22 protein-coding genes and 1 pseudogene are annotated in these 25,269 nt (G+C 69.3%); 16 read left to right on the top strand and 7 right to left on the bottom strand.

Annotated elements, in window-relative coordinates; genetic code table 11:
• Positions 1-6: 6 nt before the first annotated feature.
• A complete protein-coding gene (locus tag ACOTKD_RS31300; RefSeq protein ID WP_424892383.1) occupies positions 7-1,482 on the top strand; it encodes a peptidoglycan DD-metalloendopeptidase family protein in 1,476 nt (491 codons plus the stop codon).
• Positions 1,483-1,769: 287 nt separating this feature from the next.
• Here the strand turns inward: ACOTKD_RS31300 and ACOTKD_RS31295 are convergent, their stop codons facing one another.
• The 4 genes from ACOTKD_RS31295 to ACOTKD_RS31280 all read right to left on the bottom strand — a co-directional run bounded on the left by ACOTKD_RS31295 (position 1,770) and on the right by ACOTKD_RS31280 (position 5,872).
• Positions 1,770-2,645, bottom strand: a complete 876-nt coding sequence (locus tag ACOTKD_RS31295) for a glycosyltransferase family 2 protein (RefSeq protein ID WP_424892382.1) — start codon at positions 2,643-2,645, stop codon at positions 1,770-1,772.
• 86 nt (positions 2,646-2,731) lie between these two features.
• Positions 2,732-4,090, bottom strand: a complete 1,359-nt coding sequence (locus ACOTKD_RS31290) for a hypothetical protein (protein WP_424892381.1) — start codon at positions 4,088-4,090, stop codon at positions 2,732-2,734.
• Complete coding sequence (locus ACOTKD_RS31285; protein WP_424892380.1) at positions 4,071-4,847, bottom strand: hypothetical protein; 777 nt, start codon at positions 4,845-4,847, stop codon at positions 4,071-4,073. The genes ACOTKD_RS31290 and ACOTKD_RS31285 overlap by 20 nt, the downstream gene beginning before the upstream one ends.
• A 17-nt stretch (positions 4,848-4,864) precedes the next feature.
• Positions 4,865-5,872, bottom strand: a complete 1,008-nt coding sequence (locus ACOTKD_RS31280) for an NAD-dependent epimerase/dehydratase family protein (RefSeq protein WP_424892379.1) — start codon at positions 5,870-5,872, stop codon at positions 4,865-4,867.
• A 287-nt stretch (positions 5,873-6,159) separates the two neighbouring features.
• Here ACOTKD_RS31280 and ACOTKD_RS31275 point away from each other — a divergent pair, with 287 nt between their 5' ends.
• On the top strand, positions 6,160-7,479 hold the full coding sequence (locus tag ACOTKD_RS31275) for a helix-turn-helix transcriptional regulator (protein ID WP_424892378.1): 1,320 nt from the start codon (positions 6,160-6,162) through the stop codon (positions 7,477-7,479).
• A gap of 220 nt (positions 7,480-7,699) precedes the next feature.
• On the opposite strand, the gene ACOTKD_RS31270 is transcribed toward ACOTKD_RS31275, so the two are convergent.
• The 3 genes and pseudogenes from ACOTKD_RS31270 to ACOTKD_RS31260 form a co-directional block, all read right to left on the bottom strand.
• Positions 7,700-8,380 carry a hypothetical protein gene (locus ACOTKD_RS31270; RefSeq protein ID WP_424892377.1) on the bottom strand — a complete coding sequence of 227 codons (681 nt, stop codon included), beginning with the start codon at positions 8,378-8,380 and terminating at the stop codon, positions 7,700-7,702.
• Between the two features lie 322 nt (positions 8,381-8,702).
• Complete coding sequence (locus ACOTKD_RS31265) at positions 8,703-9,044, bottom strand: hypothetical protein (RefSeq protein WP_424892376.1); 342 nt, start codon at positions 9,042-9,044, stop codon at positions 8,703-8,705.
• Positions 9,045-9,153: 109 nt separating this feature from the next.
• Positions 9,154-9,231: pseudogene (locus tag ACOTKD_RS31260) on the bottom strand (hypothetical protein); the annotation flags it as partial.
• A gap of 233 nt (positions 9,232-9,464) precedes the next feature.
• Here ACOTKD_RS31260 and ACOTKD_RS31255 point away from each other — a divergent pair.
• The 14 genes from ACOTKD_RS31255 to ACOTKD_RS31190 all read left to right on the top strand — a co-directional run bounded on the left by ACOTKD_RS31255 (position 9,465) and on the right by ACOTKD_RS31190 (position 25,190).
• Positions 9,465-9,983 (top strand): hypothetical protein, encoded by a 519-nt coding sequence (locus ACOTKD_RS31255; RefSeq protein ID WP_424892375.1) that lies wholly within the window; start codon positions 9,465-9,467, stop codon positions 9,981-9,983.
• 21 nt (positions 9,984-10,004) lie between these two features.
• Positions 10,005-12,479 (top strand): ATP/GTP-binding protein, encoded by a 2,475-nt coding sequence (locus ACOTKD_RS31250; RefSeq protein ID WP_424892374.1) that lies wholly within the window; start codon positions 10,005-10,007, stop codon positions 12,477-12,479.
• Entirely contained in the window at positions 12,476-13,489 is a 1,014-nt protein-coding gene (locus tag ACOTKD_RS31245) for a replication-relaxation family protein (protein WP_424892373.1), read from the top strand. Before ACOTKD_RS31250 ends, ACOTKD_RS31245 begins: the two co-directional genes overlap by 4 nt.
• 35 nt (positions 13,490-13,524) lie before the next feature.
• Positions 13,525-14,874, top strand: a complete 1,350-nt coding sequence (locus ACOTKD_RS31240; protein WP_424892372.1) for a ParB N-terminal domain-containing protein — start codon at positions 13,525-13,527, stop codon at positions 14,872-14,874.
• Positions 14,871-15,986, top strand: coding sequence for a DUF4417 domain-containing protein (locus ACOTKD_RS31235; protein ID WP_424892371.1), 1,116 nt, complete (start codon positions 14,871-14,873; stop codon positions 15,984-15,986). The genes ACOTKD_RS31240 and ACOTKD_RS31235 overlap by 4 nt, the downstream gene beginning before the upstream one ends.
• 80 nt (positions 15,987-16,066) lie before the next feature.
• Positions 16,067-16,480, top strand: coding sequence for a hypothetical protein (locus ACOTKD_RS31230; RefSeq protein ID WP_424892369.1), 414 nt, complete (start codon positions 16,067-16,069; stop codon positions 16,478-16,480).
• Between the two features lie 38 nt (positions 16,481-16,518).
• Positions 16,519-19,110 carry a hypothetical protein gene (locus ACOTKD_RS31225; RefSeq protein WP_424892368.1) on the top strand — a complete coding sequence of 864 codons (2,592 nt, stop codon included), beginning with the start codon at positions 16,519-16,521 and terminating at the stop codon, positions 19,108-19,110.
• Positions 19,110-21,365 (top strand): hypothetical protein, encoded by a 2,256-nt coding sequence (locus ACOTKD_RS31220; protein WP_424892367.1) that lies wholly within the window; start codon positions 19,110-19,112, stop codon positions 21,363-21,365. Before ACOTKD_RS31225 ends, ACOTKD_RS31220 begins: the two co-directional genes overlap by 1 nt.
• A gap of 16 nt (positions 21,366-21,381) precedes the next feature.
• Entirely contained in the window at positions 21,382-21,840 is a 459-nt protein-coding gene (locus ACOTKD_RS31215; protein WP_424892366.1) for a hypothetical protein, read from the top strand.
• 111 nt (positions 21,841-21,951) lie between these two features.
• Positions 21,952-22,509, top strand: coding sequence for a helix-turn-helix domain-containing protein (locus tag ACOTKD_RS31210; protein ID WP_424892365.1), 558 nt, complete (start codon positions 21,952-21,954; stop codon positions 22,507-22,509).
• Positions 22,506-22,931, top strand: coding sequence for a hypothetical protein (locus ACOTKD_RS31205; protein WP_424892364.1), 426 nt, complete (start codon positions 22,506-22,508; stop codon positions 22,929-22,931). Before ACOTKD_RS31210 ends, ACOTKD_RS31205 begins: the two co-directional genes overlap by 4 nt.
• Before the next feature lie 251 nt (positions 22,932-23,182).
• Positions 23,183-23,692, top strand: coding sequence for a hypothetical protein (locus ACOTKD_RS31200; RefSeq protein WP_424892363.1), 510 nt, complete (start codon positions 23,183-23,185; stop codon positions 23,690-23,692).
• A 79-nt stretch (positions 23,693-23,771) separates the two neighbouring features.
• Positions 23,772-24,296 (top strand): hypothetical protein, encoded by a 525-nt coding sequence (locus ACOTKD_RS31195; RefSeq protein WP_424892362.1) that lies wholly within the window; start codon positions 23,772-23,774, stop codon positions 24,294-24,296.
• A gap of 120 nt (positions 24,297-24,416) precedes the next feature.
• Positions 24,417-25,190, top strand: coding sequence for a GP88 family protein (locus tag ACOTKD_RS31190; RefSeq protein ID WP_424892361.1), 774 nt, complete (start codon positions 24,417-24,419; stop codon positions 25,188-25,190).
• Positions 25,191-25,269 lie beyond the last annotated feature (79 nt).

Raw genomic sequence — 25,269 nt, 5'->3', positions numbered from 1 at the left:
GACCCGATGAAGAAACTCTTCCTCTCCGTCGGCTGCGCGGGAATCGCGCTCTTCGGTCTTCTCATCGCCGCCGTGCTCGCCCTCACCTCCGCCATCGGAAACGACAACACCAGCAACGGCATGACCAACGCCGGCTTCGGAGGCGGACTGGCCAACACCAAGGAGATCCCGGACTGGGTACGCCCACTGATCATCAGCGCCGTACAGAAGTACGGCTGCCCCGAAGTCACTCCTTCGCTGATCGCGGCCCAGATCTACAGCGAAAGTTCCTTCGATCCCAAGGCGCAGAGCTTCCGGTGGGAGACCGATCCCAAGACGGGCGAGAAGCGTAAAGTGCCGATTGCAGACGGGATCGCCCAGTTCATTCCTGAAACCTGGGCAACCGAAGGCGTCGACGGCGACGGGGACGGCGTCAAGGACGTGTGGAACCCCAAGGACGCCATCCCCGCCGCGGTGTCCTATGACTGCAACCTCGCCAAGGACGTCAGGAACGTCCCTGGCGACAAAACCGACAACATGCTCGCGGCGTACAACGCGGGCCCGTACGCCGTCATCAAGGCCGGCGGGGTCCCTGCCATCGAAGAGACACAAGGGTATGTAAGGGAGATCCGTGAGCTTGCCCGCAAGTGGGCAGCACCGATGACCGGCGGCCCGGGGGCCAGCGGCCGGCTCGGCGATGTCGTCCAGGCGGCGCGCGCCGCCCTCGGCACGCCTTACCAGTGGGGCGGGGAGTGCCAGCCCCCCTTCGAGGGCGGAAACGGCTGCGACTGCTCCAGCCTGGTCAAGATGGCCTGGTCCAAAGTCGGCGTGAACCTGGGCCGGTCCACGTACGACCAGGTCAAGGAGGGCAGCGAAGTGCACTCGGTGAGTGACCTGCGACCCGGCGACCTGCTCTTCTCAGGCGGCAGCGCGTCCGCACCGGAGCACGTCTCCATGTACATCGGAGACGGCGAGGTCATCGACGCACCGCATACCGGAGCAAACGTGCGCATCAAGCCCCTGTCCTACTGGGAGTCACAGACCCTGATCATGAAGCGCCCGGCCTACACGGAGCCGGCACAGGGCAACAACTCCGGCGGCTGGGTCGCCCCAGTGGCCGACGACTCCATCGGCACCGGCTACCACGTCTCGGGCTCGATGTGGTCCAGCGGATACCACACCGGCGTCGACTTCCCCGTCTCCACCGGCACCACGATCCGCGCGGTCGGGCCGGGCACCGTGGTCACGGCCGGCTGGAACAGCGCCTACGGAAACCAGGTCGTGATCAAGCACGAAGACGGCAAGTACTCCCAGTACGCCCACATGTCCTCGCTGTCCGTCAGCGCCGGCCAGCAGGTGAGCGGGGGCCAGCAGATCGGCGTCTCCGGCGCCACCGGAAATGTCAGCGGCCCGCACCTGCACTTCGAGATCCGCACCGGCCCCGAGTACGGGTCAGACGTTGATCCTGTGAGCTACCTCCGCAGCCATGGAGTCCGGCTCTGACGTAAGTGTGCCGGTGTCGTGGTCCCTGTGGGGGCCACGACACCGTCCGGTGTGGTGCAGCGTCCGCTTCGCAAGCTGCATCACGTGTGATCGACAACGCGGGCTCCGGACGCCGGCGCTTTTCCGCTCACGAAGATCCGAGTTGTGCACAGGTGCACCGTCCGAGGCCGGGGCTCCTCAGCTGCCTGGCCGGCGGAGGTGGTGCTGGTCACCTCCGCCGCTGGATGTTCGGTGCCCCGCTGCGGCAGGTACCTGGTGGAGGTTGCGCGATTTTCCGAAACGACCCGTCAGAAGATCGGCGGCCGCCCAGCACGGGTGAGCCGGAACACGGTGCCCCAGCTCATGGGCGAACGCGGCCCGCAGTCCGTACGGAGCCCTTCGCGAAACCCCGCAAGGGAAGCGCGCCGAGCGTCCGCGCTGCGGAAGCGCCACAGGGCCAACAACGCCCAGGTTGCCAGGTTGGCGGGGATCAGGACGCGGGGCAGGTTTCGACGGGCGAGCCAGACACGGTTGCGGGCGTTCATCCGGTAGAACGTTGTGTGCCGCGCCGGGTCGGTCGCCGGGTGGTGCACGATGATCTCGGGCATGTAGTAGCCGGTGTATCCGTGGTCCCAGCACCGCCAGGCGAGATCGATGCCCTCGTGGAAGAGGAAGAAGTGGCCGGGCCAGCCGCCGACGCGCTCGAAGACGTCGCGGCGCATCAGCATGATGCCTTCGGCCATGACGGTCACGGTGCCTGGCCGGGTGGCATCTGCACGCAGCCGGGGCACCCAGCGGCGTACGGTGACGCCGGTGTCCGGGTCGGCGATGCGGGGCTGGACGTACGCCAGCTCGGGATCCTGGCGCAGGCGGGCGGCGAGGCGGGCGGCGACGTCGGAGGTGGGGAGGATGGCGTCGTTGTCGAAGAAGAGGATGTAGTCGCCCTTGACGTTGGCCGCGCCGACGTTGCGGCCTTCGGGGATGCCCACGTTCTCGGGCAGCGTGACCGTACGGACCCCGGGCGGCACCTGTGCGGGCTCCACTCCGTTGCCCACGACCACGACGTCGAGATCGACATCCTCCTGGGCGAGGACGGAAGCCATCGCCCGGGGGAACTCCTCGGGCCGGTCGTTCATGGTCAGAACGACGACGCCGATGGTCGGGGGCGGTGTTCCAGTGCTCACTGTGGGTTTCCTCTTCCAGGTTCCTGTCCGCGGCAGGGTACACATCACGCGGCCGGCGAAGGTGATCGCGTTCACCCCAGCGTTCCCTACACGCCCACGGCCCGGCGCCCGCCGGACACCGGCCCCCGGGCGTGGCCTGCGGCCTTCCCGGTTCCGTCCCGGCGCATCGCCGTCATGCGCAGCTCGGCCAAACGTGGCACCAGGGATACGTTCAGCTCCTCGACCGGGTGAACCAGCCCGCCCGGGCAGACCTCGGCGGTCCAGATCCGGCAGCCCGCCCGGGGGTAGGCCGGGTTGATGCCGATCTCTCCTTTGGGGAGGGTCCCGTTGAAGGGGGTGGGGATGCCGTGTTCGTTCCAGAAGTCCCATGCCTCCATGGCCTTGGCTTGCTCGAACGCCAGGTAGAGCTGGGGGTAGCGGTCGGTGGTCCGCATTTCGCGGAACAGCAGTTGCCCCAGGAGGCCGGGCGCCGCCTGTGCCAGGGAACGGAAGTCCGCGCCCCGGAAGGTGAAGGCCCCGGCATCCTGTCCGGGGGCGAGCGACAGGCAGGCGAACAGGTGCGGGAGCCGACGGCACAGGTACCGGGCCGCGCCCGGAGCGAGGGCGGGCTCGATACCGGCGATGAGCCGTACGAGCTCGTCGTGGCGTGGGTGGAACCGGGAGAGGTCGAACAGCCGGTCCATGCCCTCGACCGCCCGGTGCGCCAGACGCTTGTAGAGCCGGTTGTTCAGCTCTCCCGCCTCCGCGCACCGCTGGGTCTCAGGGCTGGCCGAGTGCAGCATCAGGTACTCGGACAGCACTTCGAAGTACACGTATCCCAGGAACGGGAAGGCCGGCACTGTCGCAGCGAGGTCGTCGATGAACGCGGCCTCGTCGGCGATCGGTCCTCGCGCGGCCGCGAGCAGGGCATCGAGGAAGCGTGCTGCCGCCTGGACCCGGCCGATAGCAGTCCCGCGCAGCTGCTCGTCTTCAGCGTCCGTCAGGAAGCTGCGGCGCGCCACGTAGGTCTGCAGGTGGATGCCGCCCAGGCGCAGGTAGTCGATCCCCAGGGGCGGCACGGGGGCGTCCGGGGTGATCTCGAAGACGAGGGTCTGGGTGTGGGGCTTGGTCTCCAGCAGGTAGGAGCCGAGGTTGTGCGGGCGCAAGCCCCCGTCCTGAGCGGTGAGGGGGACGCAGTACAGCGCGGCGACCAGGCACCCGGTGGACGCGTACAGCTGCCCGCTGGCGCGGATGGCGTCCAGGGCCACGGTGGTGTGCATCAGATGGATCGGGCGTCCGCTGGCCAGTGCCTCGACCATGGCGTTGCCGCGCAGCAGCCACCCGTTGCGGGTCTCGTTCTCGAGGTGGCCGTTCCAGTCGGCCGTGCTGTCGGCGAGCCCCCTCGGGCCAGGCCTTGCCCCGGGGGAGGCGTAGTCGGTGTGGGCGTCAGCCCAGTGGCTTCGCATCGTGCGCCTCCGGTCCCGTTGGGAAAATCAAGCTGCAGGCGTGGGTCAGAGCGCTCTCGTGTCCGGCGCCGTCGAGCCGGGCCCGCTCGCTGCGGACGACCAGGTCGAAGGCGAGTGGGTGGAGCCAGTCCGGCACGGGCGTGCGTAGCCGGGCTGTATCAGGCCACCAGCGCAGTGCCGGGAGCCGGTAGCGGTCCAGGCAGTCGGCCGCCTTGAGCAGGTCGGTGACCTGCCGGGCGCGCCGGTAGGCGCGGGCCTGCGTGAGCGTGAAGTGTTCGTAGGGCAGGTGGTGCAACGCGATGGCGGTCGTCGCCTGCAGCAGGCAGTCGGCGGACAGCCGCAGGCCGAAGCACGTGGTGACGCTCCCCGCGTGCTGGGCGAACCATCCCGCCGCCCGCTGGCCGTGGCCCGCGTCCGTTCGATCGTCGCGGCGGCGGCAGTCATGGACGGCCGCCGCCACGCACAGCGCCGCCTCCGTTTCCCCGTCGAGGCCGTGCTCATGGGCCAGGACGGACGCGAGCAGGCTCACGCGGGCGCCGTGCCGGACCCCGTGCAGGCCATCGCTCTGCTCAACGCTGGTGAACCATGAGGCATCCGGGGTGAGCATCATCGGCTGGTATGTCGGCCGGGGCGGCATGGCGGCGAACGTGGCCGGGCGGTGCTCAGCGATCCACTCCACGGTGCCCGGGTCCAGCTGCTGGTGGACGGGAAGGGCCCGCCTGTCGGCGAGGTCCTTCAGCAGGGCAGGGTTCGTCATCTCGCTCCTCTCCCGCCTCAGGCCGACTCGGCGCGCAGCCACCCAGGCACGGCCCCCGGCGTGGTGCGCAGCCACGCCACGTACCGGCGCACGCCCTCCTCGACGCTGATGGCCGGCTCCCAGTTGAGGAGGTCCTTCATGCGGGTGGTGTCGGCGCGCCCGCCCATGGGGTCACCGGGCGGCATCGGCGTCTCGATGACCGGCACGCCGGGGTAGTACTTGCGCACCAGCTCGCTGATCGTCCTGATGGAGGTGGCACGGCCGGTGCCCACGTTCACCGTGGCCCGGTGCGCTCGGGGCTCCACCGTCGCGAGAAGCGTCGCGTCGGCGATGTCGTCCACGTGCACGAAGTCCCGCACCTGGTAGCCGCCGCCGTTGAGGTGCAGCGGCAGCCCGAGGTGCGCGTGCATCGCCATCCACGCCGCCACCCACGAGTGCGACCCGCGCTTGATCGTCTGCGGCTGGCCGTAGACGGAGAAGTACCGCACGACCGCGTACGAGCCGCCCGCCTCCCCCACCGTCAGCGCGGTCTGGTGTTCTCCCCACACCTTCGTGTTGGCGTACACCGACACCGGGCGCAGCGGATCGTCCTCAGTGAACTGCGCTGGTGCTCCGGTGCCGCCGCCGTGGCCGTAGACGCTGGCCGACGACACGAAGCACAGGCGCTTCACCGAGCGGGCATGGCACGCGGCGGCAGCCAGGACGGTCTGGGTTCCGGTGACGTTGTCTCGCAGGGCCGCGGTCGGGTTGCGCGTGCACCCGGCTACGTCGGCGAGCGCGGCGGCGTGGATGACGTAGTCGCTGCGCGAGATCACGTGGTCGATCAGAGCCGCGTCGGTGATGTCGCCGGCGATCACGTCGCTGTCGGTGGGGCTGATGCCGAAGAGGTTGGAGGACACCGATGGCTCGTAGGCGTCGAGCTTGCCCACGGCCACGGGTTCGGCCCCCAGGGCCCGAAGCTTGTGCACGATGCGGCTCCCGACGAGGCCGAAGCCGCCCGTGACGGCGACGGTGGCACCTGCCAAGCGGGATGCGAGGCGGTTTTCAACGTTCACAACCGATCCCTTCTGCCGATCCGGTTCGGCAGCATCGTCATCGTCTGCCATGGCCCGGGTTTGATAGTTGAGCGGGAAGGCCGCACATGCTCCACGCTGCTCACCACAGCGGGATGCCGGCGCTGGCCTCACGCTGATTCGCGACCGAGTACAGCGTCAACGTGCGGTTCTCGTACAGGTGTTGGGGCTAGCCCTGGTGTAGCCCCGGGCCCTTCAGCGGTAGGCTTCGAAGTCCTGCCGGTGATGGGATGGGACGCGTGGACACACCAATCCGCCACCCACTCGCATACGCCCGGATCACGCGCGGCTGGTCGCAGGCCGACCTCGCCCGCCTGATCCGGAAGGCAGCCGAGCGCCGGGGGCTGCGGTCGGGAGCCATCCCCCAGCGGGTGTCGAAATGGGAGTCCGGACGCGTCACGCCCGACGACGAATCCCAGGACCTCCTCGCCGAAGTCTTTGGCATCGGCCCCGGCACCGTAGGCGCCCTCGGCTGGCCGAACTGGCTCCCCGGCATGGACGGACCGCTGCCTCTCGGCCCCTACAGCCACGTAACCGCTCTCCGAGAGGCCCTGAGAACCACCATGGATCTCTACCGCCGTACGTTCACCGCCTACAGCGGCGCCATGCTCGCCGGACTTGCCCTGCAATGGGCCACCGACGAACCGCACGCCGTCGCTACCGCCCTGCGCGGCCGCCGCGTGGACGCCGACTTCGTGACCATGCTGGAGGACACCAGCAAACGCCTAGCGACCCTGGCCACCGAGCAGCGCCAGCACGCCCACCGCCTCCTCGACGCCCACCTGCACACCGTCACGGACCTGATCGCCGACGGCCGCCACACCACCGGCATCGGCAAGCGGCTCAACACCCTCGCTGCGAGCCTCGCCCAGACCCTCGGCTGGTACCGGTTCGACCAGGGCGACCACGCCGGGGCCGGGAAGCTATGGCACGGTGCCTTGCACAGCGCCCACGCCACCGGCGACCGCGACCTGGGCGCCGGAGTCCTCGCCGACTTCGCCTACCAGTCGCTCTGGCTGAACATGCCCCGGGCCGCCGTCGAAGTCCTCGAGCACGCCATCCGGCGCGCCGACCACCCCATGGCCCGCTCAGTGCTCTACCTCCGGCTCGGCCGCGCCCACGCAGCCCTCGGCGAAGAACTCTCCTGCAGCCGGGCCCTAGCCGCCGCCGAGCACCAGCTCGGCGCCCCGGCCGCCGACCCCGCCCCCACCTGGTGCGTGTGGATGTCCTCCTCAGACCTCGCCGTCGATTCCGGACGGTGCCTACTCGACCTCGGACACCGCCGCAGCGCCCACCAGCTCATCCAGGACGGCACCGAGGTCCTGCCGACCGCCCGGACGAAAACGAAGGCGGTTTTCCTCGCGTACGAGGCCGAGGCGTACCTGCGCGACGGCGAGTTCGACCGGGCGGCCACCACCGCCGCCCAGGCGCTCACGATGGCGAACCGCATCGGGGCCCCGCGCTGCGTCGAGCTGGTCCACGGCCTCATCCCGCGCTTTCGCGGGCACGCGTCGGCCGAAGGGGTCGGCGAGTTCCTGGAACTGGCCCGCGCGAGCTGACCCCGGTAGGACCCACATCACGCTGCCAGCAAGGTGACGCACGTAGCCTCCGCCTACGGAGGCAGCTGTACCAAGCGGTCCTGGCGTGCCAACCGCCGTGGTGGCGCGGACAGACCGACTGCAAGGAGCGGGCCCTGGCCACCGTGCTTGCCTGAGCCCTGACCGGCCGGGCGCCGACCGGTGAGTACCCCTCTGCTCGTTTTGTGCCTGGCCCGTCGACTTAGGTGGTCGACGCGGCCAGCGCCTCGGCGGCCGCCCGGGCGATGAGCGGGTTGGCCCGGATCGCCGCGGCGACCTCGTCAGCAGTCAGGCCAGCACTCTGGGCGGGCACGGTGCGACACACGTGATCTTCCAGGTCGCTCAGGAACGTCAAGGTGGGGACGTACTGGTCCACGGCCTCCACGTCCTGGTTGGCGGCAAGGTCAGCACACACCCAATCGAGGGCCGCCCGCAGGCTGCTCAGGACGGTCGCCATCTGCTGAGGACATCGGGCCCTGGCCAGGGCAGGGTGCTTCCGGGTCGGCGTGTATGCCTTTCCCAGGGTATGGGCGACCGCCTGGATGAGGCCGGCGGCCTCGTAGAGCGTCTCGCCGGGGTGCCCAAGGCTGTTTAGCGGGCTGTAGTCGCGGCCATCGGCGTCCTTGGAGAGCTGCCGGTCGATCCCCAGGACCTTCAGCCCATGGACGGTGGCCAGCATGTTCACGATGTGGTTCAGGGTGTAGCCGGCCTGAGCGATGCACTCGACCATGCGGTTCACGGTGCCGCGGCGCTCCCTCGCGGTGGTCTTCTCGACCTCGGCAGCCAGGGCCTTGTGCTCGGCCCCGAGTTGCTCGAAGGCGGTCACGAGCTGGGTGACCGCGTGGGGCAGGCGGTCGTCGTCGGCTGCGGGATGCTTGGTCATCGACGTCCTCGAAATTCGGTGGCGCGGCGGACGGTCGCGGCGCCGCATGCGATGACGCGCCGGACGGTCGCGCCACCGCAATCAACGGCGGCGCCTCCGCTGAGACACGGTCGACCGGGAACATGGCCGATTCAGACTTGATACTGGTGAGCTCGCGCATTCGACTGTCGCCCGGCCCCGTCCAGCTCGAAGGTGTTAACCGGTGATCTCCGGCTACCACCGGGCCAATGGAGGCGCTCCGCAACTGGGCGCGAAGCCGGGTGAGGAGGGCCCGTTCGGGCCGTACGCCGACGATGACCCGTCCTGCTCGGCGAGTGAACCGTCAGGCGAGGACACCCACGCGGGCGGCGAGCCCGCGTAGCTCACTGGTCGTTCTCCCGGAGACCAGCAGTCCGGAGATCAGCGACTTCGTGGCCGGGCGGTCGGCGGCCGTCAGGGCGATGGATAGCGCCTGCTCGTGCCAGTCGGCCTTGCGGGCCAGAACCGCCAGCTGCCGCGCAGCCTCTGCGGTGTGCAGGCCGAGCATGGTGTCCCGCACGCGCGCCACCAAGGTCTCGACGGCGGCGGCGTCCTCGCCGGGCGTCCTGCCGGTGGGCAAGATGGGGGCGCCGACGGCAGCGGCGGCCGTGACTGCGAGGCTGGCCAGCAGTTGCCTGCGCCGCACCGGATCCTCCCCGTCTCCTCGACGAGCTGCCCCACCCCACCCTAGGACTGGCAGTCGCGGGTAGGTGGCAGTTGGCCCGATCGGGCGCCCATGGCGGTCGGGCGGGCGGTCAACCCCAGGGCCCGGACGGGATGCCCAGCGCGTCGGCGAAGCGCCGCAACACGGTGACGTCGGTCAGCGGAGAGACGCCGCGCTCGTACCGGGAGACCTGGGCCGCGGAGTAGCCGACCCGCTCAGCCGGTCGGCCTCTCTCGCCGGTGAAGAAAGTTCTCCCTGACTGTCACACCGCGAGGGTTTCGCACACCTGTAGCAAGCGAATGGCCCGTTCGCTCTTGGAGGTGCCGCCGTGCTCCCGACTTCCCTCATCACCGTCCCGGCCACCGGCCGGACGTCGTCCATCGCGTCTTTGGGCGGTGGACGATGACCACGGCCGATCTCATCGACGGCGTGGTCGGCGTCGCGCAGGGCCTTCCTGCCCACGTCGAGCGGCTGGCGAGCTGGGCCCTGAGCAACGCCTGGTGGATCGCCCTGCTCGCCGCCTTCGTGTGCGTCGCCGTCGGCGCAGGCCGTCGGCTCCTGGCCCGGGGCCCACTGGCCGAGCGAACGGCGTTGGAAGTGCTGCCGACCACCGGCTTCGACCCCAAGGTTGAAGAGGTGGTGCGTTTCGCCCATCAGCTCGTCCGCGCCCACAAGAGCGTCTCTCGCTGGCTGTTCGTCCCGGCGCGGGGCACCGCGGTCCGTATCCGCTTCACCTGCTCCGGCGGCCCACTGGCCATGCGGGTCGAAGGCCCGGCGAAAGCCTTGTCGGTCCTGCGCCACCAGGGCTACGCCCAGTGCGAGATGCGGCCCGTGGAGGCCGGCGGCCTTCCGCCTCGCGAACGTCCCCAGATCCGGCTCGGCAGCCAGCCGCATGCCAGTGCACAGCCGGCCGCCGCCTGACGCGCCGCAGAACGGAAGATCATGACCTCCGCATCCGACCCGACCGCCACGCCGCCGGTCGACCTCGTCAAGCCCCAGGCGGGCACCCGCGACGCCGCCGCCCCGCAGATGCACTACGCCCGGGCCGAGCTCGCGCTGGCGCTCCCCGACCACCTCGCCCTGCGGGACGTACCGCTCACCCCGGACCCTCTCGAGGCGCTGGCCAACGCCGTCGCCGACGTGCGCGAGGACCTCGGCGAGCGCGCCGACGTCGTCCTCGACCTCGTGCCCGTCGCTCCCTCCCGGGTCAGCAGCCGGCGCCGGCGCCTGCTGGCACAAGCACGCCGCAATCCCGGCGACGGTCCGGTCATCCCCGGCATGCCGCAGCACAACCGCTTCGGGTTCGACCTGTCGTCGGTGCTCTCCGAGATCGCCACCGAGATGAAGGGCAACCAGGGGCGCAGCCAGCGGCCCCAGCGCACGGGGAGCCAGCGCAGCCGCAGCATGGGCGATATGAAGGCCGCCATGGGCAAGCTCGCTCCGGGCGCCGAGCCGGTCTTCTCCCTGCAGATGCTCGTCCGCACCGGCTCCCCGGACCCGGATCGAGCGCGCATGCTCCTCGACCAGGTCCTCGCCGCTCTTGAGCCGTGGGCCGGCGACAACTACCTGCGGCCCGTCGGCATCCACCTGGGGATCACGCGCGTCCGGGCCGACCACTGGCTGTACCGGCACAACTTCGACCGCCGCTTCGAGACCGGCGAGTTCACGGCACGCCGCCACAGCTGGGTCACGGCCCAGGAGATTGCCGGGCTGCTCAAGCCGCCGACCAAGAACAACGGCGCGGCCAACATCAGCCGCTCGGGCGGTGTCGTCCCGCTGCCGCCGGCGGCACTGCCGTCGTGGACGGGGCAGCGGAACCTGCTGCCTTTGGGCTGGGTGGCCAAGGCTGGTGGCGGAGAGCGGCTGGCCGGCCTGCCGCTGAAGTATCTGCTGTTTGCCCTGTTTTTGGGTAAGTCCGGTTACGGAAAGACGGAGATGTCCCTGGTCCAGGCGATCGCCCTGGCTCACAACGGCTTCGGCGTGCTCTTCCTCGACCCCCACGGGGACGGTTGGACTCGGGCGCGGCCCTACCTGGCGCACAAAGAGTTGGCCGACCGGATCTGGGAGATCGACCTGACCTCTCCGGAGCTGGACAAGATGGTCGGTTCCTGGAACCCGCTGTCGATGGAGCGCCGGCGCGAGGCCGAGATCCCCGACATCGTCCAGTACATCGTCACGGGGTTCGCGGCGGCGCTGAACTGGTCCGACTCCGCGGGCCGTGCCAAGACGATCCTGACGCGCGCGGTGGAGTCGCTGGTCTACCTGTCGTGGCAGGTCTGCCGCGCGGGCCGGCCGGACCTGGCGCCCACGGTCTTCCAGATCCGCACCATCCTCACCGATGCCGTCTGGCGCACCACGGTGCTGCCGTACCTGCCCCGGGATGTGCGCGACTTCTGGGAGAACACTTTCCCGGGGTACTCCAAGGAGGCCGTGCCGGTCGTCACGAACATCATCGAGCGGCTGTCCTCCTCCAACGCGATCAAGGCGTTCCTCGGGTCTAGCCGTTCGACGTACGACATCCGGCACGCCATGGACACGGGCAAGATCGTTTTCGTCTGCCCGGCTGGCACCGGTGACGTCGACCGCATCATCAGCTCCCTGCTGATCTACGACCTTTTCCGGGCCGGCCTTTCCCGGCGTGACACGCCCCCCGAGCAGCGCCGGGACTTCTACTCCTTCATCGACGAGCTGACCAGCGTCGACGGCGCGTCGAAGGGCACGCTGGCGCAGATCACGGAGCAGCTGCGGAAGTTCAACGTCAAGCTCCTGGCGATGACGCAGATGGCGCAGCGGCTCACCCCCACCACGCGGCAGGGTCTGCTGCAGAATCTCTCGATCCTCTCCACGACGGCGTCGGACATCGACGAGGCCACCTTGGTGACCCGGCGCTGGGGCAAGAAGGTCTCGCCCGACACGATCATCCAGCTCAACCGCTTCAACTACGTGATGTCGGTGACCCTCGATGGGGGGCAGAGCGATCCGTTCCGCGTGCGCGGCGCCTCGGTGGAGGACCTCTACGCCGACTACTACCGGCCGCAGAACGAGGAGCTGCTGAGCCAGGCGATCGATGTGAACCTCAAGCGCCGTTCGGTCCGCGACATCCTGACCGACCTGCGCCGCCTGGACCTGCGGCTGCGCCGGTTCATCGTCACCCTCGACGTGCCGCCGGACGACGACGATCCCGTTGCCTCCGGACTGCCGCCCGAGGAACCCGACGCCGACGAGACGGCCCCGCCCGACGATGGCCCCGACGGTTCGGACGGAGGCGGAGCGCCGCCCGCGCCGAGCTCGGCCACGCCTCGCGTCCACGACAGCGAAGGCACCGTCATCAGCGGAGAGCAGCCCGCCCAGCCGGATGACATCCCGAAGAACGTCCTGCCGCTCAACCCCAACCCCAACCAGTCGAGGCTCGGATGACCCTGCACCTTGTCGAACCGCCCCCGGCGCCGGCCCGCACCCGCAGCTTCCACACGATGGGCCGCCGTGTACTGGAACTGCTCTACCAGCACCGCGTGCTGTCCACCCAGCAGATGCACGTGCTCCTGACCCAGCCGGAGAAACGGCCTGCCCGTCCGGTCTACCTGCGCCGGCAGCTCGGCGAGCTGCACGATGCGGGTCTGGTCAACCGGGTCCGGGCGCAAGGCGGCGGCCACGGGCCCGGGCGGATCCAGAGCCAGCAGTACCTGTGGTTCCTGACCGATTCGGGCGCCGAGTCCGTCGAGGAGGCCGGAGAGCTGCCCGCCCGTCCCTACAGGGTGACTCCGGACGCGGTCGCCGGTGCCCGGCAGGCGCACACGCTCGCGGTCAACGACGCCGGCATTGCCTTCGTGGAACACGCGCGCCGGCTCGGGCACGAGTGCGGCCCGCTGGACTGGACGCCCGAGGTCGCCAACCGCATCCGCGACGGCCAGCGCCGCTTCGAAGACGACCACGTCATCAGCGATGCCCTCTTGAACTACGTGCACATCGAGCGCGGGCAGCGCACCATGCTGAGCTTCTTCATCGAGGTCGACCGGGCCACGATGACCTCCGCGCGGCTGGCTGCGAAGCTCGCCGCCTACGGCCGGCTGTACGAGTACGTCCCGCAGAGCCCGGACCGGGCACGCCGCACTCCGAACGCCACCCGGCCAGCCTGGATGTACTCCTACCCAGTCTTTCCCCGGATCCTGGTGGTCCTGGATGCGGCACCGCCCCGGGAGGGCCAGCCCGACCGGCGGCCGCAGCGGCTGGCGGCGCGCACGGAGGACCTCTACGCACGCACGGGCGCGGACGTCCGGCTCGCCCGGCTCAAAGACGACCTCATGATCGGCGTCACCACCTTGCAGCAGCTGCAGGAGCACGGCCCCTGCGCCCCGATCTTCACCCCGCTGCTGCGGGGCACCGCTGCTCGACCGTCACCCACCGACCTGTACCTCGCCACGACGTAACTGGCCGCGGACGCGGCACTCAAAGGACCTTCGCAATGCCCAGTACCACCTTGCTCGAGGCTCCGCCCGACGGCGGGAGCATGATCCGGCTCACCGAGATCCTGCACCGCAGCGTGAAGCTGCGGCAGCGGCGATTCGAGATGATTCCCCTGCGCGGCCCGGGCGCCCCATTCACCGAAGCCCACGCCCGCAACCCCTCCGCTTCCCTTCCGCCCGCGGAGATCGCAGACCTGATCTCCTCCATGTCCGTCGTCGGGCTCCTGGAGCCGGTCCTGGCCGAGGAGATCACCGTCGGTGGCAAGGCGCCGACGATCCGCCTGGTCACCGGCGAGCGCCGGCTGCGCGCCATGCGCTGGGGCGCCACCAACCGGCCGGACAACCCCCACTTCGCAGCCCTGCCCGCCGTGGTGTGCCCGGGCCCGCTCAGTGAAGAAGAACGCCACATGTGGCGTTTCGTCGAGAACTTCGCCCGTGAACCCCTCAAGCCCGGCGAGCAGGCCGCCGCCCTGCTGTACCAGCGGTGCGCCGTCCTCGTCGGGAAGCTCCTGAAAGCCGGCAAGCCCGTGCCTCAGGAGGTCTACGCCATCCCCGACCCGGCGGAGCGCTTCCACGCCCTGGAGAAGATCCGCGGCACCGACAGCTCCTGCGCCGCGCCATGGAGCGAGGTGCTCGACCGGCTGGGCCTTCAGCTCAGCGAGCGCAAGGCCGGCGAGCTGGTGCGCGCCTTCCGCGCCCTGCCCCGGGACCTCACCGAGGAGATGGACGAGGCGGCGATCCGGCTGAACACCCGGATCCGCTACGCCGAGCTGCGCAACGGCCGTGCGGAGGCAGCCGAGGGCATCTGGGCGGCGCTGAAGACGTCCAAGCGGCTTCACCTTCTGCCGACCGCCGTGAACGTCGGCCTGGAAGAACCCGGCCTCGGCCCGGAGGAGATCATCGCGGAGGCGGAGGAGCGGCAGGACGCGGCGAACGCCGGCCGGCGCGCGAAGCTCACACGGGTCCCGGCCAGCAACGAAACGCAGGACGCCGCGGACGACGAGGAGGAGCGCGACGCTGCGCCGGGCCCGCCCACAGACGAGCACGACGACGGCCCGGCCCCCTCGGCCACCCCGCCGACGACCACGACACAGACCACCACGACTCAGCCCGACGCGGCCCCCGCACCGGCGACGCGGCGGCCCGATGTGGCGGCGGACGTCGTCCGGGCCGCGCTGGACGGGGTACGGAGCCTGCTGGTCGAGATCAGGGCCGGCAAACAGATCTCCCGCTACGACCGCGGGTCCCTGCGGCTCGCCCTGCGCGAGCTCAGCACACATCTCGACGAAGACGCCGACCCCGCCCACGCGGGCCACGGCACGACGCACGAAGGAACCGAAGCAGCATGACCCGCATCTCCCTGCCCACCCCGACCGTCGGCCTCCCGCTGCCCGGACGCGGCTGCGACTGCAACGCCTGCGCCTTCTACGCTGGCCCCGACGGACGGGGCGGCCCGGCCACCGTCGAGCCCCTGTGCTCCGGCACCAACTCCGACTGCCGGTTCTGCGGGTGCGCGGCAGCGGAAGCGGACGCCCCCGCAAACGCCTGCGTGACCCGTACGTGCCCGATCCGCTGCGGCAGCCGGACGGATATCGCCCAGTGGATGGCCGACGTCGGCGGCACCCTGACCTTCGACGACATCACCGTCGACGGCACCTTGCCCGAGGGCCTGCCGTCCTTCATCCCCATGACCGACGGCTCCTCGGTCACCAAGCTCGACGCCAGCTTGAACTGGCCGGCCTACGGGGTGGGCCTGCGGCGTGTGTTCTCGCCCGACACCCACACGCTCTACCCGCGGTTCACCAAGCAGTCCGCGCGCCAGGCCCTGGACCTCAAGCCACACCAGAAGGCGGTCCTTGTTGGTTACGGCGAAGACCCGCTCGTGGAGGCCTTCTGGACCAGGCGTCGGCGGGACAACCTCGTCGAGCGGATCGCGGAGCAGCAGTGGGACCTGGTGCTGGCCTGCAACTATTCGATCTACGGCGACTGGCCGCGCACCGAGCATCTGCTGAACATGCGCCGAAGCCTGATGCTCGCTCAGGAGTTCGCCGAGGCCGGTGTGCCGGTGGTGCCGAATGTGTACTGGTTCCGGTTGGAGGACCTCGAGCGCTACGCGGCCTGGATCGAGGATGCGCCGCCGCCGGCGATCGCGGTGAACGTACAGACCGTGAGGGACAACGGCACGTGGGACACCTGGGAGCGGCCCGGCCTGCACTGGCTGGCCGCGAACCTCCCCGAGGACATGCCCGTCATCCTCACCGGCCTGTCCCGCACCAACCGGATCGCGGAGATGGTGCAGCTCTTCGGATCCCGGCTGACCCTCGTCTCTCAGAACGCCCACCAGTACGCCCTGCACGGCGCGATCATGACCGCGAACGGGCGTGAGGACGTCCACGCCCGGCCCGAGGACGCCTTCGCTTCGACCGTTCAGTACATGGCCTCGCTACTGCCGCCCCGCTGAAACCTTTTCCGCCCCGGCTGTCACACCAGTAGCTCCTCTCACACCTATAGCAGGTGAGAGCCCCGACGGGAGGAGCACCTATGACGACCGAACTCACTCCACAGCCCGATGCCCCGGCCACCGGCGCGCCCGCGCCGTCGCCGGCCTCCTCCTCGTGGCAGCTGTGGATCCTGCTCGTCTGGCACCCCACCCTGGGCCTGCCCGTGGACCCCGTCGCCGTGCTCGGCCTCGACGGCCGGCCCGGCGCCCCGGCCCAGCGCGCGGTGCGCTGGGTCCCGCTGGTTTACGACGCGGCCGACCTGTGGCGGGAGCGGCTCGGCGAGAACACCACCCACGAGGACGTCGAGCGCTGGACGGCGCAATCGGGGACCTGCGCCGTCGAGGCTGTAGAGGTGCCCGACGGCGCGCTCGACCTGGCCCACGCAGCCGAGCTCGTCCTCAACGAACTGCTCGCCGAGGTCATCCCCGCCCTCCCGCCGGGGGGTGCTGCCTGATGGGCACGAGCAGCAAGTCCAGCCACGACTCCTACGCCGTGAGCCCCACCACCGCCGCCGAGGGGGCGGCGGAGCTGGTGGCCGAGGCGCCAGCAGAGCCTGTCTCCGACCAGGAGGTCCAGGCAAAGATCGACCTGCTGGTGGCCATGAGCCTCTTGGAGGAAATGGCTGACCCGCAATTTGTCCCCGGTCCCGGGGATGACCCGCTCCCCGACGACCCGGTGGAGAAGTTCGACCTCTTCGTCGGCCAAGTGGAGGATGCCCAGGCCGCCATCGAGAAGCTGAAGGAGGCCGGCGCTTCCGAGGAGGAGATCGAGGCCCGCACGAAGGCGCTCAAGGCTCAGACTGTCGCCTTCCTCAGTTCCCTCGATGAAGAGGACCTGCGCGCGATCGCCGAGGCCAAGGGATTCGAGCACCCGGCGCTGGTGGGCCTGTCCGGCAAGGGCCAGCACCCGCTGGTGCACTGGCTCGACCCGGCTTACCCGGGCGACATCCCGTCCAAGCAGAAGATCCAGGCTGCCGCACTCGACCGGTACCAGCAGTTGCTTGCCGGCGGGACGGTCGGCGGGATGACGCTCTCCGACCTGCACGAGCTCGAGGGCACCGAGCCGCCGGTCAGCAGCGGGTCGTGGTCGGCTACTCCGGAGCAGGCGACCGCAGCCGGAACAGCCTTCCTCGAAGCTGCCAGTGCCTACAACCACGCCGCGAAGTACATGGCAGGCGGACAGAAGGGTGAAGCGCTGCAGGCCATGCTGGCGGCGGAGCACAAGCTGGCGACAGCGGAATGCCCCGAGCTCGGCGAGGATCTCGACAACGCCAAGGCCCATGCCAAGCTCATGGTCGACAAGACCCTCAACCTCCATTCGCTCTCGCCCATGGACATCCAGCCAGCGGTGCAGGATGCCATCGCCTCGGGCAAGCTGACGGAGGCCGAGGCGCAGCACCTCACCGCCAGGGAAGCTGTCGCGCTGATGCGCTCGACCACGCCCGAGAGCGAGGCAACCGCGCTGAAGCAGCTGGCGGTGAAGCGTCAGCAGCAGCTGGAGTCCCTCGATGAGGCCTACACCGCGCACTCCGCCTACGCGCCCGGGGACGGGCAGCCGCTGGGTCTACCAGCAGCGGACATCCCGGGGGCGCCGAAGGCGATCGCCATGTGGGCGAAGGGCGCCGGCGAGCTCAAGGACCTGCAGCACGCTACGCACAGCTGGTACTCCAAGAGCCAGCAGTTCCTCGCCGACGAGCCGTTCGCTGCCCACCCGGGTGCCGACGCAGCACAGTACGTGTACCCGGAGAGCCTCACCAACGACTTCAAGGCGTGGGCCAAGGGGCAGAAGCTCGCCGACCTGCGTGCCGTGGCCGGCGAGCTGGGGATGGACAACAACGCCGCCGCCTCGCGTGCTCAGGTGCAGAACTACATCGCGGCCTGCTTCAACCCGAAGTACGACCAGGCGTCCATCAAGGAAAAAGTCGCGGCGGCCGCTGCGAAGAAGGAGGCCGCGAAGGCCGCGACCGCGTTCGAGGTGGCGAAGGTCAGCGGCGATCTTGCCTCCGACGAGGCGGTCCAGGCCCTGGCGAGCAAGCTGCACGGTAACAACGGCAACGCCGCATCCCCCTCGCCCGCGAAGCCGGCGGCGCCCGCCGCACCGAAGTCGGCGAAGGCGCTGAAACCTGCCAAACCGGGGTCGTTCAACGCGAACGTTCAGGCCCTGATGGCACAGGTGCAGCACGCGAAGGCGACCAGCCAGGACTTGCCAGCCCACATCGACGCCAAGGAGGTCGCCTCCTGGGACTTCGGCGCGGGCACGACGGCGTCGAACCTCGGCGGCACGTACGCCAAGACCGTACACACCGCCCCGGACGGTTCGCAGTGGCTGTTCAAGGCCGACCACAACCACGGCGGAGCCCTGGGGCACACCGAGGCCGCCGCCTCTCACGTCCTGTCGCTCGGTGGCGTGCCGTCGGTGCCCGTGTACCACCACAAGAAGAGCGACGGTACGGCCGGCTCGATCCAGCCGATGCTCCAGGGCGCCAAGCCCTTCACCTCCAGCCCGAGTGAGTGGACGCAGAGCCAGGTCGACGCGATCGTCCGGTCCCATGTCGGCTCGTGGCTCATCGGTGAACACGATGGCCACAAGGACAACTGGCTTCAGACACCCTCCGGCGGCCTGGTGCAGGTCGACCGCGGCCAGGCCTACAAGCACTACGGCAACGACAAGCTCTCGATCGACTACGCCCCCAGCGGCGGAGGCGGGTTTACCCCCGTCCATCAGCGCCTGTACCAGGCCGCCCTCGGCGGAGGGCTCGCCAAGGGCGTCAAGCTCAACCCTGCTGCCGCGCACCCGGTGATCAAGAAGTTCGAGTCCATCCCGGATGCGCAACTGCGTTCGATCCTGCACTACACCGCCCACGAAGGGGCCAAGGCCGGCGTCGCGTGGGTGCCCCAGATGCGCAGCCGGGCCGCCAAGGCCCTGAAAGTTCCCCAGTCCCAGGTAACGCACGAGCAGATCGCCAACACGTTCCTGGACCACGCAGTCGAGAGGAAGAACTCCTTGCGTCAGAACTTCACGGACTTCTTCGTCAAGCAGCTCAAGATGCCGTCCGCCGCCTCCCTCAAGCACGGAGGTAGCTGATGGGAACGAGTTCGAAGTCCAGCCACCAGAGCTACGCGGTCAGCCCCACTGTGACCCCGGACAGCCCCTCGGCCTCGGTGGACCTCGCTGGCGCGCCAGCCGAGGCGGGAGTCACAGGCCTCGCCGGCGCTGCCGCGGGCGGTGAGGACGCGGAGGCGGAGGTGTCCGCTGTCCAGCAGGCGCTGCCCGAGCCGCCTGTCTCTGCCGAGCCGACGGATGCTGATCTGGACTTTGCCGCGGACGAACTCATCAAGGAGATCGAGCAGGAATGGGAGTCCCAGGAGGCTGGAGCAGCTGTTGACGAGCCTCAGGAGGCGGAGGTCCAAACCGAGGCGGGCGCGCCTGAGGACGAGGAGGGCAGCAGCGAAGCCCCCGCAGCCGATGGTGAGGCCGTGCTGCTCGCCGAAGAGCTTGAGGAGGTCGAAGACGAGGAAGAGGCGGACCCCCCGCTGACGCCCGTGCCCGTGGCACCCCCCGTGGGTGAGCCGACCGGCGCGCCGGTCCTCGTAGGTGGGGACGACTTCATCAACTCCGAGGCCGCGCTCGTCGCGTACGACTCGCCGGAGGGGCCACGCGAGGTGCTGCTCACCCATGTCTCCGAGGAGGCGGAGGAGAAACTGCTCGACGCGTTGAGCATTCCCGGCACGCACATGGAGGAGGTCGAGGTCGAGGAGGAGGTCAAGGAGCGCCTGAGCCTGGACAAGGAGAAGATGCTGGCCGAGCTGACCAAGTCAGCGGTCAGCTCGGTGCAGCACAAGCTGAAGAATGACCTTCCGATCGCGGAGGCGTCGGTCGCCAAGCACCAGAGTGCCGTCGAGGCCGTCTCCGCAGTGCTCAACGATCCCGGCATCAGCGCCGACGAGAAGGCCATGGCCCAGCACTACATGGACCAGCTGGACCTGGTGAAGGACAAGATCGACAACGGCGGCGCGCCCCTGCCGTGGATGGACGCCTACGAGGTGACCACGACCAAGATGGTCACCAAGCAGGTGCCGGTACCCGACGGAGAGCCCGAACCGGGGACGCTCGCGGCGACGGTGCGCAAGGCCAGCCGGATCCAGGCCACTCTGGACCCGCAGACCGGGCAGGCCTCCTGGGACGGCGTCACCCGCAGCCCCGCCAAGGGCACGGAGTACGAGATCGACATGGGCGACGGCTGGAAGGCGGTTTACCGCCCGTACAAGGACAACGACCCATCCAGCACGGAGTACTCGCTGCGCGGGCAGCTGGAGGTTCATGCCCCCGCCGGCGCGGGCCACGGCAAGGAACTCGTGGACCGGCTGGAGCAGCTGCACCTGATGAACAAGCCCATGACCGCGGCCGAGGGCGAGTGGACCTACCTGGCGAACAACATTCAGGCGCAGGGGCTGGACAATGCGGCCGGGATGAAGGCGGCCATGGAGACGGCCCAGGGGCTCCAGGATCTTCAGGTCCAGGAGATCGTGCACCAGCGGATGGAGTCGCTCATGGGGCTCGACAGCGACGCCCTGCAGGCCCAGATGAAGCGGATCCACCTGGAGGCGGCCCAGAAAGTGCTGCCGATGAAGGTCGAGGTGGTCCGGGACGCGGTCGCCAAGGCCTCCGGGTTCTCCAGTGGTGCAGAGCTGGCGGCCAGCCCGGGCTACGAGCCGACGCCCTCGACGACCGGGAAGTGGCTGACCTGGTCGCGCTTCGACGTGACCGGCAAGCACGAGGAGATCAAGGCCGCCTTCCAGGGGCGGTCTTTGACCCACAGCATCGGCGGCGGTGACCTTGCCAGCTTGCTGGGCACCGGTGTGCTGGCCTCGACGGAGAAGCGCGCCGTCATGGGTATCGGAAGCGGCGTTGGCATGAGCGAGCAGAAGGACAAGATGACCGGCGGCGCCAACAGCGTCTTCCTGCGGGTTAAGAGCAGCAACGACTATCTGGGGGGAGGCGTACTGGTCTGGGACGACCCCAGTGTGCTGATGCGGCGCAGCGACTACTACGGCTACAACAGTGACCATTTTGGGGCAATAAACCCGAATCACCACAACTACAGCAAAAACGCGATCACCCGGGATCCGATGAAGATCGCCAAGTTCTCCAACTACAACAACGAGGTGATGTTCAGGAACGGCATCGACTTGTTGGGGGCCGAGGCGCCGAGCAGGATCGTGTGCTCGTCCGCCAGCGAGCGGGAGACGATCCTCGCCTCGTTCTCCGCCCGGGGCATCACCGAGCTCGGCGGCAAGCCGGTCGAGGATGTCCTGTGCCTGACGAGCGACTACAGCTGATACGAGGAGTTTCACGATGACAGCACAGCAGTGGCAGCACCGGTTCTCGGACCTCCTGGCCGGCAATCACAGCACCACCGGGGACCCGGTCGACGCCGGCGCGCGCCTGGTCGTCTTCGGCCCCGACAGCGACGAGGTCTTCCGCGCGGCCCTCGCCCGGCACCACCGCTTCGTGAACGAGGACCGGACCGTGTGGATCAGGCCGCTGGCCGGCGGCCAGGACACGGCGGACGGCTACCTGTTCAACCTCGGCGTGGCACGCCGCCGCGCCCTGCAGTGGGAAAGCGTCCAGCTCGTCGACGACGCCGTCGAGATAGACCTCATCACCGGGCAGCGAGCCCGGATCGAACCGGCCGACGGCGCCGAACTGGAGGAGCTGATCCGCTGGGAGGACTTCACCGACCGACTCACCCCGGAAGAGGACGCGGCCCTGCAACGCCTGGACGCGGACTCCTGGCAAGGCCGCTATGCCTGACTGGCACCGCCGGCCCCAGGGGCGCCGGCAACCGTCTTGGCATGATGGCCTCCCAGCACGAAGCGCCGGCCGGACCTCCGGCCGACACGACACACCAGGGAGGTGATCAGCGTGGCACGACGTCGCGGCGTGCGCGGCTTCGACGGAGCCGCCCTTCGGGCCGCCCGCGAGCGCCAGCGCATGTCCGAAGAGGAGCTGGGGCGGGCCACAGGGACGCCTACCTCCCTGATCCACGCCTACGAGGAAGGCCGGCGAACCCCGGAATGGGGAACGCTGAACGCCTTCGCCACCGCTCTCTCGAGCACCATCGGCGAGCTGCGCCCCGGACAGCCCACCACGATGGAGGACCTGCGGTGCAGGGCCGGCCACAACCAAGCCGCCGCAGCCGAGGCAGCCGGCCTGGGGCGCAGCGGGTACGCCATGCTCGAGGGCGGCCACACGCGCACCCTGAAGCCCGGTGTCGCAAGGAAACTGGCGACCGCCTGGGACGTCGAGCCGGATGACATCGTCCGGGCCCACGCGGCAGCCGTCCGGGCGGCCGGCGAAGCAGCCCCCGTTCTGCAGGGCGCAGTACTGGACGGCCTGGCCGACCACTTCGGCCTCACCCCCGAGGCCCTCCTCGAGCTCGCCCGGACCTTCCAGGACACCACCGGCAGGAGAAGCTCATGACCGTGCACCGAGGGCACCCACTGACCGACGCCCGGCACACGGCGCTGCGCAGCCCACTGCCCGAACACGAGCGCGACCTCCCGGTCGGCATGGCCTGGCTCCGCCGGCGCGCCAAGCAGTTCGCGCACGTCGCACAGCGGCCTTTCCATCTGGTCGTCGACCTCCAGGCCTACGCCTCGGTCACCGGGATGCCCTTCTACCCGCACTACGCGGCCCAGGTCTTCCGGGGCCCGGAAGGGGCGCGGCTGAGCACGCCTCTGATGGCCATCAACCTGGATCTGGTCACGACGCGCGAGGAAGCCGACCGCGCCCTGGCCCACGAGAGCATGCACCTGGTCGTACCCTCGTACGGCCACAAGGAGAAGGCATTCGCCCGCGCCCAGCTCCTGCTCGACCAGGTTGGGCAGCTGGCTGCTCCCTAGCATGCCCGTGCCCTTAGCCGGTCTCGGCCGCTGATGCCCCGCGTCTCACACCCCCACCGGTCAAGACGTGGGGCATCCCCAATCCCGGTGCGTTGCATATCTCCATTCTCAGCGGTATTATGAGTAGTGCAGGGCGGGTCATTCCCCGCTCTGGTCCAGGGCCGTCGTTCGCGGCCCCTGAGTCCGGCACGGGCGCCATCAGCCAGCAACACGCCGTTCGAGCCCGCGCCCCCGTCCATCTCGGAGTCACCATGCCGAGCACCATGATGAAACCGGCCCTCCACCCGATCGAGTCCGCTGCCGTCCAGGCCGCGATGCGGCGCGCACGGACCGGCCGCGCCATTCCGCTGAGCCCGGACCCGTCTGTCCACGTCTGGGGCGACGAACTCAGCGGAGTGGCACAGGTTCTGCGCCACCGCCTCCGCCTCGCTTCCCTCGCCCGTCCTGTCGTGATCCGTCGCGCGCTCGACAGCGCCCACCCGCTGCTCCCGAACGGCCAGCACTACCGCGCCATCGCACTGTCCATCCCAGTCGACGGCCGGGCGCTCGACTTCCTGGCGACCTACAACGACCGCCGCCGCCTCACCTTCGACCTCATCGCCCCGTGCCCGCGCTGCCGCAAGAAGGTCCCCACCGAGGAGATCGACTGTCTGGAAGACCTGGGCGACTACCTCCTCCAGGCTCGCGACTTCCTCGGCGGCTCGCCCCGGCTCCGCTACTCCCCCGCGCACACCGCCAGCTGCCCCGCACGCGGCGACTGACGCACCAACCACCCTCCTCCCCACTGGCGCCCCCGGCTCACACAGAGCCGGGGGCGCCCTGCATGAAACGGCCCCTTCTATGAGCACCCCTACACACGCCACCGAGACCGTTGAAGAGTTCACCGAGCTCCGGGTATGCGTCACCTTCTCCGAGCTGGTCACCTACGAAGCAGCACGCACATTCGAGATACCCGTCGCGATAGCCCACAGCCCCCGAGCCATCAAGCGCTACCTGGACGAGGAGCTGGACGTCGACGATCTCGCTGACGACTGCACCTACGAGAACACCGCATACTGCGAAAACCGCACGGTCGAGGAGATCGAGGTTCTCGAAACCACTGCTGACCACTGGCGCGCCGATGGCGTCCGGCAGACCGCCATCAACCGCTACATGAGCGCGGTCCGGGGGCCGATGACCGTCTGGCTCGCCCCCGACCGCAAACGGCCGACCGGCCGCTGCACGGTCTGCGGCGCCCTCACCCTTCTGCGGCGCGGAGCGCGGGCCGCCCTTCACCCGCCGGGGGCCGAACCATGCCCGGGCACCGGCCGCCCCGTCGCGAGCCGCAACGCTCCCACGCCCTCGACGGCCCACGCCACCACCTGACTGCCGTGCGCCCGGCCTGGCGCCGGCGCACGTTCACGCGTGCGTCCGACCCCGCATCGACTGCCCCTGGCCTGCGGAACGCGGCCCGCCCCGCCCTTCGAAGACGAGTGTGTGACAGACATGAGCGACACCGCCACGACAAAGCGAACGGCCAGAAAATGGCTTCTGACACAGAATTCTGAACTGCGAAAGGAGGGCATTTTCAATTGGACTCTACCGGCATTCGCGGTCAAACTGCCCAGCGGGGAGAATTTCAACGTCTGCCCTCAGGCAGGGGTCTGCGCGCAGCTTTGTTACGCAAGGGCCGGAGCCTACCGGTTCAAGAATGTACGGGCGGCTCACATCCGGAATCTTCTCCTGTGCCGGGACTCTCCCATTGAATGGGAGGAACGCATGACGGAAGAGCTCAGTCACCGGCGATACGCTGGAAAATGGATTCGACTTCATGACTCCGGAGACTTCTTTTCCGACGCCTATCTGCTGGCCTGGATGCGTATTATGAAGAACACTCCGAAGAGTCGCTTCTACTGCTACACCAAGGAGATCAGCCGCTTCAAGCGGCTCGTGGAGCCCGGGGCGCCCGAGAATTTCCTGTGGTGCTACAGCCTCGGCGGCCGCGAAGATCACCTCATCGACCTCGGGGTCGAGAGGCATGCCGACGTCTTCCCCGACGTGGAAGCACTCATCATCGCCGGATACAACGATCAGACCGAGTCCGACCTTCTATCGGTCCTCAGCGAGTCGCCATTGGTCGGAATTCCCGCCAATCGGATTCCTCACCTTCTCAAGCGGCAGGGCCAGGAAACCTTCGGAAGCTTGCAGCGGGCTCGTCACGAGAAGCTGGCCACCAAAAGGCAGAGAGTGAGTCAGACGGTCGGGCTGGCCCGACCGTAAATCCAAAACCGTTGGAAGTGGGGGTTGGGGGGGGGGCGGGGGGGGGGGGCGCCCCCCCCCCCCACACACCAGGGGGGCC

The sequence above is a fragment of the Streptomyces sp. XH2 genome (assembly GCF_049725035.1).
Taxonomy (GTDB): domain Bacteria; phylum Actinomycetota; class Actinomycetes; order Streptomycetales; family Streptomycetaceae; genus Streptomyces; species Streptomyces roseoverticillatus.
This window is presented reverse-complemented; position numbering and strand designations above follow the sequence as displayed.

Bases quoted from the DNA above. Each gene is read 5' to 3' on its own strand.
- ACOTKD_RS31300 (WP_424892383.1), top strand. From the start codon at position 7: ATGAAGAAACTCTTCCTCTCCGTCGGCTGCGCGGGAATCGCGCTCTTC.
- ACOTKD_RS31290 (WP_424892381.1), bottom strand. From the start codon at position 4,090: ATGCGAAGCCACTGGGCTGACGCCCACACCGACTACGCCTCCCCCGGG.
- ACOTKD_RS31285 (WP_424892380.1), bottom strand. From the start codon at position 4,847: ATGACGAACCCTGCCCTGCTGAAGGACCTCGCCGACAGGCGGGCCCTT.
- ACOTKD_RS31270 (WP_424892377.1), bottom strand. From the start codon at position 8,380: ATGACCAAGCATCCCGCAGCCGACGACGACCGCCTGCCCCACGCGGTC.
- ACOTKD_RS31255 (WP_424892375.1), top strand. From the start codon at position 9,465: ATGACCACGGCCGATCTCATCGACGGCGTGGTCGGCGTCGCGCAGGGC.
- ACOTKD_RS31250 (WP_424892374.1), top strand. From the start codon at position 10,005: ATGACCTCCGCATCCGACCCGACCGCCACGCCGCCGGTCGACCTCGTC.
- ACOTKD_RS31245 (WP_424892373.1), top strand. From the start codon at position 12,476: ATGACCCTGCACCTTGTCGAACCGCCCCCGGCGCCGGCCCGCACCCGC.
- ACOTKD_RS31240 (WP_424892372.1), top strand. From the start codon at position 13,525: ATGCCCAGTACCACCTTGCTCGAGGCTCCGCCCGACGGCGGGAGCATG.
- ACOTKD_RS31235 (WP_424892371.1), top strand. From the start codon at position 14,871: ATGACCCGCATCTCCCTGCCCACCCCGACCGTCGGCCTCCCGCTGCCC.
- ACOTKD_RS31230 (WP_424892369.1), top strand. From the start codon at position 16,067: ATGACGACCGAACTCACTCCACAGCCCGATGCCCCGGCCACCGGCGCG.
- ACOTKD_RS31220 (WP_424892367.1), top strand. From the start codon at position 19,110: ATGGGAACGAGTTCGAAGTCCAGCCACCAGAGCTACGCGGTCAGCCCC.
- ACOTKD_RS31215 (WP_424892366.1), top strand. From the start codon at position 21,382: ATGACAGCACAGCAGTGGCAGCACCGGTTCTCGGACCTCCTGGCCGGC.
- ACOTKD_RS31205 (WP_424892364.1), top strand. From the start codon at position 22,506: ATGACCGTGCACCGAGGGCACCCACTGACCGACGCCCGGCACACGGCG.
- ACOTKD_RS31200 (WP_424892363.1), top strand. From the start codon at position 23,183: ATGCCGAGCACCATGATGAAACCGGCCCTCCACCCGATCGAGTCCGCT.
- ACOTKD_RS31195 (WP_424892362.1), top strand. From the start codon at position 23,772: ATGAGCACCCCTACACACGCCACCGAGACCGTTGAAGAGTTCACCGAG.
- ACOTKD_RS31190 (WP_424892361.1), top strand. From the start codon at position 24,417: ATGAGCGACACCGCCACGACAAAGCGAACGGCCAGAAAATGGCTTCTG.